General features: G+C 69.1%; 19 protein-coding genes. 13 read left to right on the top strand and 6 right to left on the bottom strand.

Translation table 11 applies throughout. The features are described 5' to 3' along the window. Nucleotides 1–10 precede the first annotated feature (10 nt). Together A8G18_RS01970 and A8G18_RS01965 are read right to left on the bottom strand one after the other, a co-directional pair. Complete coding sequence (locus A8G18_RS01970) at nucleotides 11–496, bottom strand: SRPBCC family protein (RefSeq protein ID WP_064062546.1); 486 nt, start codon at nucleotides 494–496, stop codon at nucleotides 11–13. Nucleotides 497–519: 23 nt separating this feature from the next. Then, nucleotides 520–933, bottom strand: a complete 414-nt coding sequence (locus A8G18_RS01965; RefSeq protein ID WP_064062545.1) for an ArsR/SmtB family transcription factor — start codon at nucleotides 931–933, stop codon at nucleotides 520–522. 158 nt (nucleotides 934–1,091) lie between these two features. Here A8G18_RS01965 and ggt point away from each other — a divergent pair, with 158 nt between their 5' ends. The 4 genes from ggt to A8G18_RS01945 all read left to right on the top strand — a co-directional run bounded on the left by ggt (nucleotide 1,092) and on the right by A8G18_RS01945 (nucleotide 6,521). Then, nucleotides 1,092–3,089, top strand: a complete 1,998-nt coding sequence (gene ggt, locus A8G18_RS01960) for a gamma-glutamyltransferase (RefSeq protein ID WP_064062544.1) — start codon at nucleotides 1,092–1,094, stop codon at nucleotides 3,087–3,089. A 155-nt stretch (nucleotides 3,090–3,244) separates the two neighbouring features. Then, complete coding sequence (locus A8G18_RS01955) at nucleotides 3,245–4,477, top strand: iron-containing alcohol dehydrogenase (RefSeq protein ID WP_064062543.1); 1,233 nt, start codon at nucleotides 3,245–3,247, stop codon at nucleotides 4,475–4,477. Further along, nucleotides 4,474–5,847: a MadS family sensor histidine kinase gene (locus tag A8G18_RS01950; protein ID WP_016933913.1), complete on the top strand. Its 1,374-nt coding sequence runs from the start codon at nucleotides 4,474–4,476 to the stop codon at nucleotides 5,845–5,847. Before A8G18_RS01955 ends, A8G18_RS01950 begins: the two co-directional genes overlap by 4 nt. After that, nucleotides 5,844–6,521: a MadR family response regulator transcription factor gene (locus tag A8G18_RS01945; protein WP_064062542.1), complete on the top strand. Its 678-nt coding sequence runs from the start codon at nucleotides 5,844–5,846 to the stop codon at nucleotides 6,519–6,521. Before A8G18_RS01950 ends, A8G18_RS01945 begins: the two co-directional genes overlap by 4 nt. Nucleotides 6,522–6,530: 9 nt before the next feature. Here A8G18_RS01945 and A8G18_RS01940 read toward each other — a convergent pair whose 3' ends face one another. The 3 genes from A8G18_RS01940 to mftR form a co-directional block, all read right to left on the bottom strand. Next, nucleotides 6,531–6,977 (bottom strand): hypothetical protein, encoded by a 447-nt coding sequence (locus A8G18_RS01940; RefSeq protein WP_016932571.1) that lies wholly within the window; start codon nucleotides 6,975–6,977, stop codon nucleotides 6,531–6,533. A 65-nt stretch (nucleotides 6,978–7,042) separates the two neighbouring features. Beyond that, a complete protein-coding gene (mftM, locus tag A8G18_RS01935) occupies nucleotides 7,043–7,876 on the bottom strand; it encodes a mycofactocin oligosaccharide methyltransferase MftM (RefSeq protein WP_064062541.1) in 834 nt (277 codons plus the stop codon). Further along, nucleotides 7,873–8,523 (bottom strand): mycofactocin system transcriptional regulator, encoded by a 651-nt coding sequence (mftR, locus tag A8G18_RS01930; RefSeq protein WP_064062540.1) that lies wholly within the window; start codon nucleotides 8,521–8,523, stop codon nucleotides 7,873–7,875. Before mftR ends, mftM begins: the two co-directional genes overlap by 4 nt. Before the next feature lie 122 nt (nucleotides 8,524–8,645). On the opposite strand from mftR, the gene mftA reads away from it, so the two are divergent. Genes mftA through A8G18_RS01895 form a run of 7 tightly spaced genes read left to right on the top strand, consistent with a single transcriptional unit; the run spans nucleotide 8,646 to nucleotide 16,305 of the window. After that, a complete protein-coding gene (gene mftA, locus A8G18_RS01925) occupies nucleotides 8,646–8,741 on the top strand; it encodes a mycofactocin precursor MftA (RefSeq protein ID WP_006553546.1) in 96 nt (31 codons plus the stop codon). A 1-nt stretch (nucleotide 8,742) separates the two neighbouring features. After that, entirely contained in the window at nucleotides 8,743–9,057 is a 315-nt protein-coding gene (gene mftB, locus A8G18_RS01920; protein ID WP_064062539.1) for a mycofactocin biosynthesis chaperone MftB, read from the top strand. Nucleotides 9,058–9,095: 38 nt separating this feature from the next. Beyond that, a complete protein-coding gene (gene mftC, locus A8G18_RS01915) occupies nucleotides 9,096–10,337 on the top strand; it encodes a mycofactocin radical SAM maturase (RefSeq protein WP_016932567.1) in 1,242 nt (413 codons plus the stop codon). Nucleotides 10,338–10,356: 19 nt separating this feature from the next. After that, complete coding sequence (gene mftD / locus A8G18_RS01910; RefSeq protein ID WP_016932566.1) at nucleotides 10,357–11,565, top strand: pre-mycofactocin synthase MftD; 1,209 nt, start codon at nucleotides 10,357–10,359, stop codon at nucleotides 11,563–11,565. Between the two features lie 13 nt (nucleotides 11,566–11,578). Next, entirely contained in the window at nucleotides 11,579–13,480 is a 1,902-nt protein-coding gene (locus A8G18_RS01905) for a mycofactocin system FadH/OYE family oxidoreductase 1 (protein ID WP_064062538.1), read from the top strand. 51 nt (nucleotides 13,481–13,531) lie between these two features. Further along, complete coding sequence (locus tag A8G18_RS01900) at nucleotides 13,532–14,344, top strand: mycofactocin-coupled SDR family oxidoreductase (protein WP_064062537.1); 813 nt, start codon at nucleotides 13,532–13,534, stop codon at nucleotides 14,342–14,344. Nucleotides 14,345–14,346: 2 nt separating this feature from the next. Beyond that, nucleotides 14,347–16,305, top strand: a complete 1,959-nt coding sequence (locus tag A8G18_RS01895) for a mycofactocin system FadH/OYE family oxidoreductase 2 (RefSeq protein ID WP_115311492.1) — start codon at nucleotides 14,347–14,349, stop codon at nucleotides 16,303–16,305. Between the two features lie 3 nt (nucleotides 16,306–16,308). Here the strand turns inward: A8G18_RS01895 and A8G18_RS22265 are convergent, their stop codons facing one another. Next, nucleotides 16,309–17,292: a GNAT family N-acetyltransferase gene (locus A8G18_RS22265; RefSeq protein WP_084421369.1), complete on the bottom strand. Its 984-nt coding sequence runs from the start codon at nucleotides 17,290–17,292 to the stop codon at nucleotides 16,309–16,311. 97 nt (nucleotides 17,293–17,389) lie between these two features. Between A8G18_RS22265 and mftE the strand changes: the two genes are divergently transcribed. Together mftE and mftF are read left to right on the top strand one after the other, a co-directional pair. Continuing rightward, a complete protein-coding gene (gene mftE / locus A8G18_RS01885; protein WP_037222272.1) occupies nucleotides 17,390–18,073 on the top strand; it encodes a mycofactocin biosynthesis peptidyl-dipeptidase MftE in 684 nt (227 codons plus the stop codon). Beyond that, the gene (gene mftF, locus A8G18_RS01880; protein ID WP_064062535.1) at nucleotides 18,070–19,503 is read left to right on the top strand and encodes a mycofactocin biosynthesis glycosyltransferase MftF; all 1,434 of its coding nucleotides are present in this window, start codon (nucleotides 18,070–18,072) and stop codon (nucleotides 19,501–19,503) included. Before mftE ends, mftF begins: the two co-directional genes overlap by 4 nt. Nucleotide 19,504 lies beyond the last annotated feature (1 nt).

Below are 19,504 nucleotides of genomic sequence, written 5' to 3'. Positions count from 1 at the left end.
TCCGGGGAGCTCAGCGCGAGGCGGTCTCCTGCGCCAGGGCTTCGTCGAGTTGCTCGAACCCCTCGGACAGACCCGTCTCCATGCCCGATTGCGCCATCCCGTCGCGGGCCTCCGTGCTCGGGTACACCGAATGCCCCACGAGCTTGCAGCGTCCGTCGCCGAGGTCGACGAAGGTGAGTGTCTCGAGGCTCACCACGTCGGGGAACCCGAGGTATTCGAAGGTCTGGACGACGAACTCGTTGTCGCGCACGGTGTGGAAGACTCCGGCGAAGCGGTAGCTTCCGCGCTCGTCCGAGTGTCGGTAGCGGTACGAGCCTCCGGTACGGAAGTCGAACTGCTCGATCTCGATCTTCATGCCTCGCGGGCCGAGCCAGCGGGCGACGAGATCGGGATCCTTGTGGGCGCGGAAGACGTCCGCGACCGGGAAATCGAATTCCCGCTCGTAGTCGATGAAGGGGACGCCTTCCGGGACCGAGAGGGTGAGTGCGTTGCTCATGACAGTCCTCCGGTGTCGGGGCGTCACGCGCCCCGGTGATGTTGTTCGGCCCTGTGGTGGTGTTCGGCCCTGTGGTGGTGTTCGGCCCTGTGGTGGTGTTCGGCCGCTTCCCGGGCCAGCGCGGCGTCGAGATCGCGGAACTGCTGCTCCTTCACCAACCGGTAGCGGTCGATCCAGGAGGTCAGCATCTCCAGCCGCGCGGGATTCAGGTGGACGGGCCGGCGCTGGGCATCGCGTGTGCGCGTGACGAGACCGGCGTGTTCGAGCACCCGAATGTGTTTCGAGATCGCCTGTGTGGTGATCTCGAAGGGTTCCGCGAGTTCGGTGACCGTGGCCGGGCCCCGGCTGAGCCGGGCGACGATGCGGCGGCGGGCCGGATCGGCCAGGGCGGTGAACGCCAGGTCGAGCGCGGTGTCGTCCGTCTCGTCGTCGTGCACGATCGCCTCCGCTCCATGAACCTTCCGGTTTATCAACCATCTGGTTGAATAAAGGATGCTCCCCGGCGACGGCCGTGTCAAGGGGTCCGGTGTGCGGACGTGAGCGGATCGCGGTCGAATTCCCTACGGGCACTCACACGCCCGGTTACCGTCGGTGGATGGTTCAGCCCTCGAGAGTCCGGTCCGGTGTCCGCGCGGCCCTCGCCACAGCCGTCTCGATCGCCCTCCTGGGTGCGTGTACATCCGCGTCCGGCGATACGGAACCCGACGGCACCGCCGACGTGCAGGAGACCGCAGCGGCGGCGACCTGCACCGCGGAACCGAACGGCACCCCGGTCGCCGACACGCAGCAACCGGCGGAGACCGGGGATCGCGACATCTCGACGAATCCCGAGATCGCGACCGGTTATCGCGCCGGTATGACCCCGGTGACCACCTCCTCCTATGCCGTGTCGACGGCCAACCCGGTCTCCACCGAGGCGGCGTGCGAGGTCCTGCGCGACGGCGGGACCGCCGCCGACGCGCTCGTCGCCGCCCAGATGGTCCTCGGTCTCGTCGAACCCCAGTCGTCGGGCATCGGCGGAGGAGCCTTCCTGGTGTACTACGACGCCGAATCCGGCGAGGTGACGGCATACGACGGTCGCGAGACGGCCCCGATGTCCGCGACCGAGAACTATCTGCGCTGGATCAGCGACACCGACCGCACCGAACCCCGCCCCGACGCCCGTGCCAGCGGCCGGTCGATCGGCGTGCCCGGCGCCGTACGGATGCTCGAGAAGGTCCACGAGGAGCACGGACGCACCGACTGGGGCGAATTGTTCCGTCCCGCCATCGATCTCGCGGATCAGGGCATCGTGATCAGCGACCGCCTGGCGCAGTCGATCGCCGATTCCGCCCCGCAACTCGCGGTCGACGACGAGGCCCGCGCCTACTTCCTGCAGTCCGACGGCTCGCCCAAGCCGGCCGGTGAAACCCTCACGAATCCCGCCATGTCCAAGACGCTCTCGGCGATCGCCACCGGTGGCGCCGACGCCTTCTACACCGGCGACATCGCGGCCGGCATCGTCGAGGCCACCGGCACCGACTCCGGTGGGCGTACACCCGGAACGATGACCCTCGAGGACCTTGCCGCCTACGAGGCGAAGGAACGGCAACCGCTGTGCACCCCCTATCGCAACTACGAGATCTGCGGTATGCCCAATCCGTCGTCGGGAGGTATGGCGGTCGCCGCGACGCTCGGCATCCTCGAGAACTTCGATCTCGCCTCGATATCGCCGCACGATGTCGATACCGACGGTGGCGTGCCCGACGCCGAGGCGGTGCACCTGATCTCCGAGGCCGAACGACTCGCCTACGCCGATCGCGACAAGTACGTCGCCGACGCCGACTTCGTCCCCCTGCCGGGCGGCTCGCTCGACACCCTGGTGAACCCGGACTACCTGTCCGAACGCGCAGCCCTGATCGACCCCGGCAAGAGCATGGGGAAGGCGCGGCCCGGCGACTTCGGTCCGGTCCCGCTCGGCATGCCGCCGCAGAGTCCCGAATACGGCACCAGCCATATCTCGGTCGCCGACAGCTACGGCAATGTCGCATCGATGACGACCACGATCGAATCGGCGTTCGGCTCGTTCCACATGGTCGACGGCTTCCTGCTCGACAATCAGCTCACGGACTTCTCGGCCGAACCGGTCGACGAGGAAGGTCTTCCGGTCGCCAACCGCGTCGAACCGGGCAAGCGGCCACGGAGTTCGATGGCCCCGACGCTCGTCTTCGAACGCACACCCGACGGCGGTCGCGGCGACATCCACATGGTGGTCGGGTCGCCGGGTGGTTCGGTGATCATCCAGTTCGTCGTCAAGACGCTCGTGAACACCCTCGACTGGGGACTCGACCCGCAGCAGGCCGTTTCGGCCGTGTCGTTCGGCGCCGCCAACACCCCCGTCACCGGGGTGGGTGGCGAACATCCGGCGATCGACGGGGCCGGCGACGGAGCGAACGACCCGCTCGTGCGGCAACTCCGCGACATGGGTCACGAAGTGTCCGTCGCCCCGCAGTCCAGTGGTCTGAGCGCGCTGCTGCGCCGGGACGAGGGATGGATCGGGGGCGCCGACCCCCGCCGCGAAGGCGCCGTGATGGGCGACACCGGAGGGCAGTGACGTACTCGGCGCGGACAAGGCGGACGCCGGTGACCTACCCTGTCGGACAGGTGCCGACCCCGCCATCGGTCCGGTGCGCCCCGTGCCCGCTCCGCCCGAGAGCCCGCGCACCGTAAGCTGGATCACGCAGGTGCGCGGATCGTCAGGAGCGAACAGTGGCCGTCGTCATGCCGGGACACCAGAACACGACCTCTCCCTGTGCTCACGCGGCCCCTCACGGGGGCCGTTCCGGTGCGGGTCCCGCCCTGGTCAAGTTCCACGCACCCGAGATCGTCTTCGGGGAGGGTTCGCTCGTCGAAGCGGCCCACGCCGCCGTCCGGCTGGGCGGTGTCCGTCCCATGCTCGTCACCGATCCGGGGCTGATCGAGGCGGGCTGGGCCGACGAGCTCCTGCAGCACCTGCGTGAGCAGGGGATCGAACCCACCGTGTGGGCCGGTCTCACCCCCAACCCGAAGGACCACGAGGTCGCGGCAGGCCATGAGCTGTACCGGGCGCGCGGCTGCGACGTCCTCGTCGCGCTGGGTGGCGGCTCGGTGATCGACGCGGCGAAGGGTGTCGCGATCCTCGCCGCCAACGGCGGCAACATCCTCGACTACGAGGGAGTCGACCGCGCGCCGCTGCCCATCCCACCGATGGTCATGGTGCCGTCGACGTCCGGCACGGGAGCCGACGTCTCCCAGTTCTGCGTGGTCACCGACACCGCGCGGGGCAGCAAGATCACCATCATCGGGCGGTCGCTCGTCCCCGACCTCACGGTCATCGATCCGCGTCTGCTCACCACCATGCCCGCCGACCTCAACGCCGCCACCGGACTCGACGCTCTCACCCATGGCATCGAGGCGTTCGTCTCCCGTGCCCACAACCCGCTCACCGACCATCACGCACTGCGCGCGGTCGGCATGGTCACCGGCACGCTCGTGCGCACGATCGACGATCCGACCTTCATGCCTGCCCGTGCCACCATGGCCCAGGCGAGTCTCGAGGCCGGGCTCGCGTTCACCAATGCGATCCTCGGCGCCGCCCACGCGATGAGTCACCAGGTCGGCGGTCTGCTCGACCTGCCGCACGGGGTCGTCAACGGGGTGCTGCTGCCGCACGTCATCCGGTTCAACGGCGCCGACGATCCCCGGCCGTTCGTCGAGGTCGCGGCGACCCTCGGTCTGGAGGAGGCGCGTGGCGCCGCACCCGACGCCGTCGAGGCCGTCGCCTCGCGCATCGACGAACTCGCCCGGCAGGTGGGCGTGCCGCGTGGACTGCGGCAACTCGGCGTGCGTGAGGAAGACCTCCCGCGACTCGCCGAGGGCGCTCTGCGCGACGCGTGCATGTCGACGAATCCGCGCACCGCGACCCACGACCAGATGATCGAGTTGTTCCGGACGGCGATGTGAGTGCTCCCGACCTGTCGGCACTGACCGGACTCCGCTCCGGGAAGTCGACCTTCTATCCGCAGTACCGCGGCGCCGCCGAGCGCCTCGAACGCGTCGTCCACGCACTCGAGTTGATCTCCCGGGCTCTGGTGCGCACCGTCGAGGGACCGGAGACGCTCATCTGCGCCGTCGCCGAAGCCGCCCGCGCGCATCTGAGTGCGACATGGGTCGCCTTCGCCCTCGCCGACGGTGTCCTGCCCGATGCCGGTCCGCGCAGGCTCGTGCTCGGCCCCGACGCCACTCCCTTCCTCGTCGACAACGTGGAGGGGCCGCCCCTGCCCGACGAGGTCGTCGCGCTGCTCGACGCCGTGCGCACGGGTGCTGCCGAGCGTCGTGAGCTGGTCGAGAACCACCACGCGTTCGTACCCATCGTCCTGGGCGGGGGAGTCGTCGGCGCCATCGCCGCGTGGACGCCGGATCACCGTGCCCTCGACACCACCGACCGCGCCGTCCTGTCCATCCTCGCCAGCCAGACGGCGGTCGCATTGCAGAACTCCGCGCTCTACCAGCGCGGGCAACTCCTCCTCGAGCGCGCCGAACAGGCCTACCGCGAAGCCAACCGCTCCGCCGCCGACCTGCAGGCACGCAACGAGGAACTGGAGGACACCCTCGAGAAACTCGCGCTCACACAGCGGCAGCTCGGCGTCGCCCACCGCAACCAGGCGCTCGACGAGGAACGGCATCGCATCGCCCGGGAACTCCACGACAGCGTCACCCAGGCCGTGCTCTCCGCAGGTATGCAGATCGAGGTGTGCCGCAGCGACATCCCCGACGCCGAACGCAGCGAGCGGCTCGACCTCGCCAAGGAGCTCACGCGCGGTGCCGTCGAGCAGTTGCGGTCGGCGATCTACGCGCTGAACCGGCCGTCGGACGCCGAACGCATGTCGTTGCCGGAGATGCTCGAACAGCTCAGTGTCGCCCACATGCCGGGCGAACTCGAGGTGAGGACGAGGATGGCCGGCACGCCGGTCGAGCTGACCGGTGAGGCCGAGCACGCCCTGCTCCGGATCGCCGGCGAAGCACTGTTCAACGCGGCGGTCCACGCCAACGCGAGTCGTGTGGTGCTGCGGCTCGCCTACGGAGGCGACGCGGTCCTGCTCTCCGTGGCCGACGACGGCGACGGCGACCCGGCGCGTCTGCGAGTGATGTTGCGACTGGCCGCCAACGGCCTCGACGGGAATCATCGTGGCCTCGCGAACATGCAAGCGCGCGCCCGGGAACTCGGTGGCGCTCTCGAGGTGCGGCGTTCCAGGCTCGGCGGAGTGCGGATCGCAGCCCGGATCCCGTTGCAGGACAACGCTGTAGTTCAACAGGTGGGAGAATCGTCATGACCGTCACGCCGCCGCAGGCAACCCCCCGGGCTCGGCCCGGCACGGTGCGTATCGCACTCGTCGACGACCACGCGATCCTCCGCCAGGGACTCCGCTCGATCCTCGACCGCGAACCGGATCTCGAAGTGGTGGGGGAGGCGTCGACGGACGCGGAGGCTCTCACGCTCGTCGACCGCATGCGTCCCGACATCGTGCTGCTCGACCTCAAGCTCTCGGCGGGATCGGATTTCGAGGGACTGGGATTGTGCGGCCGGCTGTCCTCCGCGCATCCGGGGATCGGGCTGCTCGTGCTCACCACCTTCCTCGACGAGCAACTCGTCGTGCGGGCGGTGCACGCCGGTGCTCGCGGTTACGTCGTCAAGGACGTCGACACCACCGAACTGGTGCGCGCCATCCGTGCCGTCTCCCGTGGTGAGAGCGCCTTCGACTCGCGCAGCGCGGCTGCGGTGGTGCGGTCGCTCAACGGGCAGGCCGCTCCCGCGGAACAGTTGACCGGCCGCGAACTCGAAGTGCTGAAGCTCCTCGCCGCCGGCCTGTCGAACGTGAAGATCGGTGCGGAGCTGTTCATCTCGGCCACCACCGTGAAGTTCCACGTCAGCAACATCATGCGCAAGCTCGGTGTGAGTCGCCGGGCGGAGGCGGTCTACGCGGCGAGCAAGCAAGGCCTCATCTGAGGCCTCTCGTCAGCGGTCGTCCGGGACGGAGGAATGCACCGGCACCAGCACCGACAGCGCTCCGGTGCACACCAGCAGGCACAGGAGCGGCCCGCCTCGGAGAATCTGACCGGTGACCTCCCGAATCCGTCGACCCCGATCGTCGCCCGGCGGTGCGGCAAGCACGATCGCGGGGTCGGTCCTCGACCGGGCCGCGGCGACGAGAAGACATTCCTCCGATGTGGTGAGTACCGGAATGTCGTTCGCGCCGTCCGTCTTCCCGATCGCTACGGCGTCGTAATCGGAGTCGTCCGTGTCGTCGTGATAGACGAGCAGTCGTACGTCCGGTCGCTCGGGAATCGGCCGGCAGTCCATCACCAGGCCGGACGAACCGGCCTTCTTCCTGTCCTCGGGGCAGTGGGGGAGGACGACACGACGTGAGGTCCAGCTGAAGTGGCTCTCGACGTTCTCGCTCATCGTGCCACCTCCTTCCGGCTACACCCGGTATTCGTCGCGGGGATGCAGGCGGATGGGTGACGGAATCAGTCGACGACGAGCCACCCACCGTGGTATTCGAACACCTCGAAGGACCGGCCCGTGGTGCGTCCGAGTTCCTCCAGCGCCGACAGGTCGAAGGTGCGCACGTGTCCGTGGCACGCCGTCGCCTCGTCCTCGAACGGCACCGCGACGACCACCCGCTGCCTGGCGATCCGCAGCGCCTCGGCGAGGATCGTGGCCCCCACGGCGTCGTCGACGTGCTCGAGCAGATGGATGGCCGTCACGGTGTCGGCGCTGTCGTCGGCTACCGGGACGTTCGCCGCGTCGCACACGAGCGTGTCGAGGCGCAGACCCAGTCGCGGCGCGACGGCATCGAGCAGGCGCATGGTGCCGGGCAGGATGTCGGTGGCGGTGACCGCGGTACCGGCGGCAGCGAGCCGCAACGGCAGGAAGCCGAAACACGACCCCAGATCGAGCACGCTCCCGCGCACGAGTTCGGCCGCACGATCGTGGATGGGCGCGAAATCGGCTGTACCGTCGAGCAGTTCGTCGAGCGAGTTGCGGTAGTAGGTGACCCACGAGTCGAGGGCGCCCGACACCGTGGAACGCACGAGTCCGACCATCGTCAGTTCGAACTCGTCCTGGCCGAAGGCGGCGTCCTGGATCGAGGCGGTCACCTCGGCGACGAGCCGCTCACTGATCTGCTCGGCGGTGAGCGAATGCGTGACGTGGAGACGGTCGGCGTCGCGCCGGACGTTCAGCACTTTCACACCCGACGTGCCGTAGGTCAGCGGTCCGGCGGTGACGCGTTCGACCGTCACATGGTCGTGTGTCCACAGACCCGGGCTGCAGGGAGCGAGCGAATCGAGCAGGGTCATTGTTTCGCAACCTTTTTCGGAGGCGTGAAAGGGGAGTGGGGGTCACTGTAGTCGAGGCCTGCGGTCAGTGTCCCCATCCCGACGGCCAGGAATTCGTGCAGATCCGATGCGGGTTCGTCGAGCCACGCCTCGTAGGCGGAGATCGCGACGCCGAGCACCAGGTAGCCGACGGTGCGAGGAATGTGGTCGTCGGGTCCGGCTCCGATGCGGCGGGCGACGAACTCGGCGACGACCCGCCTCCACCCCTGGTACATCACCGACGAATAGCCCTGCAGTGCGGGCGTGTGCAGGATGAGACCCATCCGTGCCCGGTGCCGTTCGGCCTCGCTGTCGGGGAAGGTGTTGAAGTCGTGCAGGGCGGTGGTCAGCGCGTCGGAGAGCGGGACGTCCTCGGGAATCGTCTCGAGGCTCGCGCGCATGCCGGCGAGGTGTTCGTCGAAGTTTCCCCAGGCCAGCTCGTTCTTCGACGGGAAGTACCGGAAGAAGGTGCGGCGGGCGATGCCGGCGGCCTCGGCGATGTCGTCGATGCTCGTCTCGTCGAATCCGACCTCCATGAACAGTTCGATGCCGAGAGCAGCGAGCTCCTCCTTCGACGTGGACGGGCGGCGACCTACCCGAGCGGACGGTTTCCGTCGGCTGCGCGTCATTGTTCCTCTCCCCGTAGTGACATTCTGCACTCGATGCCATTACAGTGGTGAAGCGGCTCACAAAGCAAGCCCGCTGTGAAGCCGGGCTCCGATTCCGGAGAGAGAAGATCCGAGGAGGAAACATGTCCGATCGTGACAACGCAGTGATCGAATCCGATCTGATCGAGGAGTCTCTCGTCGAGGAGGTCTCCATCGACGGCATGTGCGGCGTGTACTGACATGACCGCGCCCGGAGCCACCGACGTGTCCCCCGACGCTGTGGGCACAGCAACGTTCGATCCGGGTGCCGGCTGGCGGCTCCACCCGCAGGTAGCGCTTCGCCCCGAACCGTTCGGGGCGTTGCTCTACCACTTCGGCACCCGCAAATTGTCGTTCCTGAAGAACACCGTCATCGTCGAGATCGTCCGATCCCTCGGAGACCACACCTCGGTCCGGGAAGCGTTGCGCGCGCACGGGATCGACGAGAGTGCCGAGCGGCCCTACGTGCGTGCTCTCGGCACCCTGGCCGACTCGCACATGATCGTTCCTGCCTGACGCCGCTCGTTTCTGCCCGACGCCCGAAGGACCAGCCCATGACTTCGCTGCTCGAACCGCCCACCACCCCCACCCCTCCGAAGGTCGGTCGTCTCGTCGACCAGTTCGAAAAGGGTCTCGACGCCCCGATCTGCCTGACCTGGGAGCTGACCTACGCGTGCAACCTCTCGTGTGTGCACTGCCTGTCCTCGTCCGGTAGACGCGACCCGCGGGAACTGTCGACCGAGCAGTGCAAGGCGATCATCGACGAGTTGCAGCGCATGCAGGTCTTCTACGTCAACATCGGCGGTGGCGAACCGACGGTGCGCTCGGACTTCTGGGAACTGGTGGATTACGCCACCGATCACCAGGTGGGCGTGAAGTTCTCCACCAACGGGGTGCGCATCGACCGCAAGGTCGCCGAACGACTCGCCGCCTCCGACTATGTCGATGTGCAGATCTCCCTCGACGGCGCCACCGCCGAGGTCAACGACGCCGTGCGCGGGCCGGGTTCGTTCGCCATGGCCGTACGCGCGCTCGAGAACCTGTCCGAGGCCGGTTTCCGCGACGCGAAGATCTCCGTGGTCGTCACGCGCCAGAACGTCGACCAGCTCGACGAGTTCAAGGCCCTCGCCGACAAGTACGGTGCCACCCTGCGCATCACCCGGTTGCGCCCGTCGGGCCGTGCGGTGGACGTGTGGGACGATCTGCATCCCACCCACGAGCAGCAGCGGCAGCTCTACGATTGGCTCGTCGCCCACGGCGAAGGCGTGCTGACCGGCGACTCGTTCTTCCACCTGTCGGCTTTCGGCGGCGAGGGCGGCGGCTCGCTGCCCGGGCTGAACCTGTGCGGCGCGGGCCGGGTGGTGTGCCTGATCGATCCGGTCGGCGACGTCTACGCGTGCCCGTTCGCGATCCACGAGAACTTCCTCGCCGGCAACATCCTCACCGACGGGGGGTTCTCCTCGGTGTGGACGAACTCCGAGCTGTTCCGCGAACTGCGCGAACCGCAGTCGGCCGGGGCGTGCAGCTCGTGCAACTTCTACGACTCGTGCCGCGGGGGGTGCATGGCCGCGAAGTTCTTCACCGGTCTGCCGATGGACGGACCCGATCCCGAATGTGTGCAGGGCTACGGGCAATCGGCGCTCGAAGCCGAGCGCACCGTGCCGCAGTCGAGTGTCGACCACTCGCGTACCGGCAAGCGCGCCGAGCGGCGCACTCCGGCCGCGCCGGTGCCGTTGACCCTGCTCACCAAGCCCCCCGCCAAGTTCTGCGACGAGAACCCGCTCGCAGGCCTGTAGATTTCCGAGGAGATTCGTCATGGCCAAGCCCTCCTGGCTGAAGAACCCCTGGGCGACCGACCCGTGGTTCGAGACCGTCGCGGTCGCGCAGCAACGCGCGCGTAAGCGTCTGCCCAAGTCCGTCTACGGCGCACTCGTCGCCGGCTCCGAGGCCGGCCTGACCGTCGACGACAACACCGCCGCCTTCCGCGAACTCGGTTTCGCCCCCCACGTGGCCGGACTGTCCGACAAGCGGGAGATGGCCACGACCATCCTGGGCCAGGATGTGTCGCTGCCGGTGATGATCTCCCCGACGGGCGTGCAGGCCGTGCACCCCGACGGTGAAGTCGCCGTCGCCCGTGCCGCCGCGGCGCGCGGCACCGCGATGGGATTGAGTTCGTTCGCGTCCAAATCCGTCGAGGAGGTCGCGGCGGTCAACGACAAGACCTTCTTCCAGATGTACTGGGTCGGCAGCCGCGAAGTGCTCGTCCAGCGCATGGAACGCGCCCGCGCCGCCGGTGCCAAGGGCCTGATCATGACCCTGGACTGGTCGTTCTCCAACGGCCGCGACTGGGGCAGCCCCGCCATCCCCGAACGCATGAACCTCGAGGCGATGGTCAAGTTCGCGCCCGAGGGCATCATCCGCCCCAAATGGCTGCTCGAATGGGCGAAGACCGGCGCCGTGCCGGATCTGACCACCCCGAATCTGACCCCGCCCGGCGGCCGGGCCCCGACCTTCTTCGGTGCCTACGGCGAGTGGATGACCACCCCGTTGCCGACCTGGGAGGATGTGGCGTGGCTGCGCGAGCAGTGGGGTGATGCGCCCTTCATGCTCAAGGGCGTGATGCGGGTCGACGACGCCAAGCGCGCCGTCGATGCGGGGGTCACCGCGATCTCGGTGTCCAACCACGGTGGCAACAATCTCGACGGCACCCCGGCGCCGATCCGGGCGCTGCCGGCGATCGCCGAGGCGGTGGGCACGGACGTCGAGGTGCTGCTCGACGGAGGTATCCGCCGCGGCAGCGATGTCGTCAAGGCGATCGCGCTCGGTGCGAAGGCGGTGCTCATCGGCCGCGCGTATCTGTGGGGTCTGGCCGCGAACGGTCAGGCCGGGGTGGAGAACGTCCTCGACATCCTGTCCGGGGGTATCGGTTCCGCCTTGATGGGGTTGGGCAAGAACTCGATCCACGAGTTGACCCCGGACGATGTGTTCGTGCCGGACGGTTTCCGCCGCGACCTCGGCATCTGACACAGCCGGCGACATGGGCCCCGCGCTCACCGAACCGATCACCCTCGCCGGACGCACCGCTCCGTCGAGGGTGATCTTCGGTCCGCACGTCACGAATCTCGGTGACGGCCGGTCGTTCTCGGACCGGCACGTCGCGTACTACGCGCGACGTGCCCGGGGTGGGTGCGGGATCGTCGTGACGGAGACGGCGTCGGTGCACTCGCTCGACCACCCGTACGAACGCGCGCCGCTCGCCGGACACTGCGGAGCCGGATACCGGCGGATCGTCGACGCCTGCCGTCCGCACGGCGCGCTCGTGCTCGCGGGCCTCGGTCATCGCGGGCTCCAGGGTTCGAGCGCGTGGACCCGGGCACCACTGTGGGCGCCCTCGCGCGTACCGGATCCGGCGACACGCGAACTCCCCGTCGAGATGACCGAGCACGAGATCACCGAACTCGTCGAGTCCTTCGCCCGGGCCGTCGCCGTCGCCGTGGCCGCGGACCTCGACGGGGTGGAACTCGACGTCGGCCCGACTTCGCTGCTGCGGCAGTTCCTCTCGGGGCTCACCAACCACCGCGCCGACGGATACGGTGACGACCGGCTGCGCCTGCTCCGCGAGGTGATCGTCGCGGTCCGCTCGCAGATGGGCGCGGATCGTGTTCTTGCGCTGCGACTCTCGTGCGACGAGAACGCGCCGTGGGCGGGCATCACTCCCGACCTCGCCGCCGGATACGTTCCCGCGATCGCCCCGGCGATCGACCTGCTCACCGTCGTGCGCGGCGGATTGTTCTCCCCCGAGTCGTACCGGCCCGACACGCACACCCCTGCGGGCTTCAACGTCGAAGTGTGTCGGCGTATTCGGGAGGTAGCCGGTAGCGCGGTCCCGATCGTGTTGCAGGGCAGCATCGTCGACGTCGGGCACGCGCAACGCGCGCTCGACGACGGTACGTGTGATCTGGTCGAGATGACCCGCGCCCAGATCGCCGACCCCGACCTCGTCGAAGCCGCCCGTCGTGCTCGCCGGCCACGCCCCTGCGTGCGCTGCAACCAGGCGTGCCTCGTCGACGACTTCCACAATCCGGTCGTGGGATGCATCGCGAACCCGGAGGTGGGTGACGAGACCCGGGCACTCTTCGGGCCGGTGGCCACCGCTCGCGACGTGCTCGTGGTGGGTGCCGGGCCCGCCGGTCTGGAAGCGGCGCGGGTGGCGGCGACACGCGGTCACCGTGTCGTCCTGGTCGAGGCGACGAATCGGATCGGCGGCACGGCCGCCGTGGTCTCGCCCGGCCGCCCCGACTTCCCGGCGCTCGTCGACTGGCTCGAACAGCAGTGCCGCGAGTCCGGTGTCGACATCCGTACCGGCACCGAGGCCGGCGACGCCGATATCGAGGACGCGCTCGCTCGCGGACGTGTGGTCGTGCAGGCCACGGGCGGGGTTCCGCGTCCACCGTCCTTCCCTGTGACCGTGCCCGAGAACTACGCGACCGCCGCGGAGGTGCTGTCGGGGACCCGCCCGCCGACGGCACAGCGAGCGGTGGTGTGGGATCCGCCGGGTGGGCCGGTGGCGAGCGCCGTGGTCGATCGGCTCGTGGAGGACGGTGTGGAGGTCCACTACGCGACCGGCGACCTCGTCGCGGGATCACGTCTCGCGCCGACCGGCGATCTCGTCGCCTTCGACGTCCGGCTGCAGCGGGCGGGCGTGACGAGACATCTCGGGTGCCGGGTCGGTTCGGTCGACGCCGAAGGGGTCGTGCTCGTCGACCGTGTGTCCGGGGAGACCACGCCGGTCTCGGATGCCGTTCTGATCGATTGCGCACCGTTGTTACCGGGCGAAGTGACCGAGCGGCCGGGGGTGTGGTCGATCGGGGATCGGGTGGCCCCGAGGACGATGCGTGACGCGATCCGGGAGGGACACCGGGTGGCTGTGACGCTGTAACGTGAGGCACACTGAAACATGTTCTAATCTGGGTCGACGGGAAGGGCCGACATGGGAGATTTCGACGGCAAGGTCGTCTTCATCACCGGGATCGCACGCGGGCAGGGCCGCAACCACGCCATCCGGTTCGCCCGCGAGGGAGCAGCCGTCATCGGCGTCGACATCGCGGGCCCGGTCTCGGAATACATCACCTACGAGCAGACCACCCCGGACGACCTCCGCGAGACGGTACGGCTCGTCGAGGAGGCCGGTGGGAAGATCCTCGCCCGCGTGGCGGACGTGCGCGACAGCGCGGCGTTGAAAGCCGTCGTCGACGAGGGTGTCGCCCAGTTCGGACGGCTCGACGTGGTCGTCGCCAACGCCGGCATCTGCACCTGGAACCGCTTCTGGGAGATGCCCGACGACCAGTTCGAAGAACTGATCGACATCAACCTGACGGGTGTGTTCAAAACCCTCAAGGCCGCCACCCCCGCCATGATCGAGGCCGGCAACGGCGGATCGATCATCGTCATCAGTTCGGTCTCCGGTCTCAAGGCGATGCCCGGCCAGATCAACTACGCGGCAGCCAAGTTCGGCCTCGTCGGCGTCACCCAGGCGGCGGCCAAGGAACTCGGCCCGTACCGCATCCGGGTCAACTCCATCCATCCCTACGGCGTGAACACCCCGATGGGCACCGACGTCAGCGTCCTGAAACTGTTCGAGAAGAATCCCTCGTGGGGCCCGAACTTCGTTCCGATCCTCGAGGGCAAGCCGACGGCCGATCCCGACGACATCTCCGAAGCCGTCCTGTTCCTCGCGAGTGATCGCGCCTCCACGATCACCGGCAGCCAGATGGCCGTGGACCAGGGCAACTCGAAGGTCTGACGGTGTCGCGCACGGGGGCCGGAACCGTTCCGCACGCGTCGTTGCGGATCGGTCCGGTCACCCTGCGCAATCGCATCGTCTTCCCTGCGCACCTGACCAACTTCTCGGTCGACGGTACCGTCACCGACCGGCACATCGCGTACTACGAGGCCAGAGCACGCGGCGGCGCGTCGATGATCGTCACCGAGGAGCACACCGTGCACCCCTCGGATCGTCCCTACGAGAAGCTGATCCGCGGCTGGGATCCGGATGTCGTCACCGGTTACCGCCGTCTCACCGACGCCGTGCACCGGCACGGCACGCGGATCCTCGCGCAGCTCAACCACAACGGCGCGCAGGGCACCTCGATGTACACCGGGCAACCGGTGTGGGCTCCGAGCCCCGAACCCGACCCACTCTTCCGCGAGGTCCCGCGCCCGATGACGAGATCCGACATCGCCGACCTTGTCGCGGGCTACGCCGACGTCGCCCGCCGCTGTGCCGAGACCGGCTTCGACGGCGTCGAGATCCAGTGTTCCCAGGCAGCCGTCCTGCGTGCCTTCCTCGCACCCGCGACGAACCGTCGCGCCGACCGCTACGGCGGGGATCTCGCCGGGCGGGCACGTCTGCTGCTCGAGGTCGTCTCCGCCGTGAGACGGGCAGTCGGGCGCGACCGTGTCGTGGGCGTGCGACTGACGGGTCACGACGGCACCGACGGCGGTGTCGGTATCGACGACGCCGTGCAGGTCGCGCGGATGCTCGAGGCGAGTGGCGACGTCGACTACCTCAACACGTCCGTGGGCGTCGCGACCGAGACGTTGCATCTGATCGAAGCCCCGATGTCCACCCCTCACGGCTACTCGCTGTTCGTCCCCGACGCCATCCGGGCAGCGGTGTCGCTGCCGGTCGTCGGGGTCGGGCGCTTCACCCGCCCCGACCAGGTCGGCGCCGCGCTCGCCGACGGAGTGTGCGATCTCGTCGGCGCGGTGCGCGCACAGATCGCCGACCCGGACTTCGCGAACAAGACGCTCTCCGGACGCGACGACGAGATACGGCCGTGCATCGGCTGCAATCAGGACTGCATCGGACGGGTCGGGCTCAACCGTCCCATCGCGTGCGCGGTCAATGCTCACGCCGGGTACGAATCCGACGGTTCCGCCGCGCCCGCCGTACCGCAACGGGTCGTCGTGGTCGGCGGCGGACCCGCGGGATTGCAAGCAGCGGCGACTGCTGCTGCACAAGGGCATTCGGTGGTCCTGTTCGAGCGGGGCCGGCGCACCGGCGGCCAGGTCCGCGAGGCCGCCGCCGCGCCGCACCGCGCCGAACTGCTGGGTGCGGTGACCCACCTCGACGCCGAATGCCGCCGCAGGGGAGTGGACATCCGCACCGGCGCGACCGCCGATGCCACGACACTGCACGCGCTGGCACCCGACGTCGTGATCGTCGCGACGGGAGCGCGCCCCCGCAGGCCCGACCGGGCGGGCGCGTCGGCACGGGTGAGCGACGTGCGCGACGTGCTCACCGGTCGTGCCGCACCCTCCGGACGCGTCCTCGTCGTCGACGATCTCGGCTTCCACCAGGCCACCTCGGTCGCCGAGTTGCTGGCCGACAGGGGATGTGCGGTGACGGTATGCACGCCGGGGATGGTCGTGGGCCAGGATCTCGGTCCGACGCTCGAGCTCGACGGCTGGTTGCGCCGCGCCCGGGAGAAGCGGATCGAACGACTCACCGGCGTCGCCCTCGGCGGTGTCGTGGACCTGCCGGACGGCGCCGAGGTCACCCTGGTCCACCACGCGACCGGCGAGCAGACGAGGCTCACGGTGGACGCGGTCGTCGTCGCCACCCATCAGGATCCCGTCGACGAGCTGTGGCACGAGCTCTCGGAATGCGGCGCGAGGGTGATCCGCGTGGGCGACGCGGTGACGCCACGCCGCCTGCACGCCGCGATCGTCGAGGGGGACCGGGTCGCCAGGGGGCTCTAGCTTCTACGCCTCCACTTCGCGGCGCATGACGATCCGCGGCCAGCGGTCGAGACCGTGTTTCCGTTCCTCCGCGCGGATCCGGGCGAGGGCGGGGGAGAGGGCATCGTCCGCGACGGTGCGGAAGCCGAGACGCGCGTAGTACGGGCCGTTCCACGGCACGTCGCGGTAGGTCGTCAGCGACAGGGATCCGAAGCCGGCGTCCCGCGCCCACCCCGCGGCGTGCTCGATCAGCATGCGACCGATACCGCGACGCGCGTGGTCGGGATGCACCGACACCTGCTCGATGTGGACGCCGTCGTCGACGATGTCGGCCGCGAGATACGCGACCGGGAGCCCGTCTCCGTCGAACCACACCCAGCAGCGACCCGCGTCCCGATGGACGCGCAGATCCTCGACGGACGGGGGATCGTCGTCGGCCACGAAGGTCATACCGATCTCGGCGAAGGGCTTCCCCGCTGCGCGTTCGATCTCCTGCAGCACCGGCAGGTCGTCATCGGTGGCCAGACGGATCGGGGGCAGATCCTTGTAGTAGTACATCGCCGTCGGCGAGTGCGCGTAGAGGCCGAACCGTTCGGTCATCGGTACGTACCCGGCCTTCGCGTACAGCGCGATCGCCTCGGGTTGCTCGCTCCCCGTCTCGAGGACCATGCGACGGCGACCGGCATCGGTCGCGGTCCGTTCGAGCGCACCCAGCACCCGTTCGGCCACACCGCGGCGCCGCGCGTTCGCCCGCACGTACATCCGCTTGATCTCGGCGTCCCCGTCGCGCAGTCCTCGATGCGAGGGCTCCGGAGCACGCCAACCGCCGATCCCGGCCGGGATCCCGTCGGTCAGCGCCAGGAGGAACACGCCGCGCGGGGGCCGGAATTCGTGCGGCAACAGCCCGGTGTCGTCGGGCCCGCCGTATCTCCGCACGTATTCGAGCTGAACTTCGCCGATGAGGGCCAGCACGTCCGGATCGTCCAGTGGACGAGGTTCGATCAGCACCGGGAAAGCGTACCGATCCGGTCCCGGCGTCCGGGCGGGCCTGCCTGGACCTCCGGGTTTCGTGCACGCCCGCGAAACCCTTAGCATCGGAGCGGTGATGCGGGAGCTCGCCGACGCCTACTGGACGGACATCGAACCCGGCCGGGTGACGGTGGCCGTCCCGGTCGGTGCGCTCGAACAGCACGGCCCGCATCTTCCCCTCGACACCGACACCCGGATCGCAGCCGCTGTCGCCGCCGCGCTGCCCGAGACGGTCCTTGCGCCGCCTCTGCCCTACGGGGCGAGCGGCGAGCACGAAGGCTTCGCCGGTACCGTGTCGATCGGTGCCGAGGTGACGAAGGCGCTGATCGTCGAATACGGCAGGTCGGTGTGCCGGTGGGCGAAACGGGTGGTCTTCGTCAACGGGCACGGTGGCAACGCCTATCCGCTGATCGAGGCGGTGAGCCTCCTGCGCTACGAGGGCCGCGACGCTGCCTGGCTTCCGTGCGCGGTGCCCGCGTCCGACGCCCACGCCGGTGTCACCGAGACGAGTCTGATGCTGCACCTGGCACCCGGGACGGTCGACATGGCCCGCGCGGCGGTGGGAGCGACGGAATCGATCGGCGCACTGATGCCTCGATTGCGCGAAGCCGGTATCGTCTCGGTGTCCGCGAACGGAGTGCTGGGAGACCCTACCGAGGCCACCGCAGAACTCGGCGCGCGCCTGTTCGCGAGTCTGGTCGAGCGGGCGCGTGCACAGGTCGCCCGGTGGGAGCCGGGAACGGAAGGAAGGCTTCGGTGAGTCGGGCGATTACTCCACAGGCGACGTCCCCGGAGGCGGCGCAGCCCCGGGCGACCCGGCTCCCCGACGGTTTCGGTGTGCGGATCGACGCTCGCGTGCGCAGCTTCGCCGGAGGACGTGTCCTCGTCGGAGGGTCACCCACGCGGATGCTGACACTCGCACCCGCCGCCGCGGCCATGATCGACGAGGACTTCGTCGAGGTGGTCGACGCGCGGAGTGCCGCGGTCGCGCGACGCCTGCTCGACTCGGGTATCGGGAATCCTCGCCCGACGAAACTGCCGCCCAGTTCCGCCGTCACCGTCGTCGTACCGGTCAAGGACAATGCGCCGGGCCTCGCCCGTCTGCTCGCCGCTGTCGAAGGGCACGAGGTCGTGGTCGTCGACGACGGATCCGACAAGCCCGTCGAGCCACCGCCCCGCGGTCGAGTCCGGGTGATCAGGCACGAGACCGCACGCGGGCCGGCGGCGGCCCGCAACACCGGACTGCAGGAGGTGACAACGGAATTCGTCGCCTTCCTCGATTCCGATGTGGTGCCGCAGCTGGGCTGGCTCGAACGATCGCTGGGGCATTTCACCGATCCTGCGGTCGCTCTCGTCGCGCCACGCATCGTGGCCCTCGAACCCGACAGCAGCGCACTGGCGAAGTACGAGCACGCACGGTCGTCGCTCGATCTCGGCAGCCGGGAGTCCGCGGTCGTCGCGGGTGGTCCCGTCTCGTACGTGCCGAGCGCGGCATTGCTCGTACGTCGCGACGCCCTCGTCGCCTGCGGTGGTTTCGACGAGACGATGCACGTGGCCGAGGACGTCGATCTGTGCCGGCGACTGCAGGGTGCGGGGTGGCGGTTGCGGTACGAACCCATCTCGCGGGTCGCGCACGACCATCGCACCCGTCTCCGGACGTGGTTGACACGCAAGGCGTTCTACGGCACCGGTGCGGCCCCGCTCGCGGATCGGCATCCGGGTTCCGTCCCGCCGATGGTGATGTCGATCTGGACGCTCCTCGCGTGTGTCGCGATCGCGACCTTCACCCGCGTCGGGGTGATCGCAGCCGTGCTGACGCAGGTGGTCACCTTCGTGCGGTTGCGGCGGATGTTCTCCGGACTCGACCGGCCCGACCGCATCGCCGCGCTGCTCACCGCCCAGGGGTTCGCCGGTGGTCTGTGGCAGGTGGCGTCGGCGGTGTGCCGGCACTACTGGCCGGTGACGGTCGTCGCAGCGGTGTTCTCCCGCAAGGTTCGCCGTGTGGTTCTGGCCTTCGCTGTGGCCGAAGGTATCTGGGACTGGAAGGCACACCGCGAGAGCGGCGGGCTCGATCCTGTCCGCTATCTGCTCTACAAGCGCCTCGACGACCTCGCATACGGAGCAGGGTTGTGGAAGGGTGCGTTCGACGCCCGTACGGCGTCGGCGCTCGTACCCGACATCCGGAAGTGAC

It is taken from the genome of Rhodococcus gordoniae, assembly GCF_001646655.1.
Lineage (GTDB): Bacteria > Actinomycetota > Actinomycetes > Mycobacteriales > Mycobacteriaceae > Rhodococcus > Rhodococcus gordoniae.
This window is presented reverse-complemented; position numbering and strand designations above follow the sequence as displayed.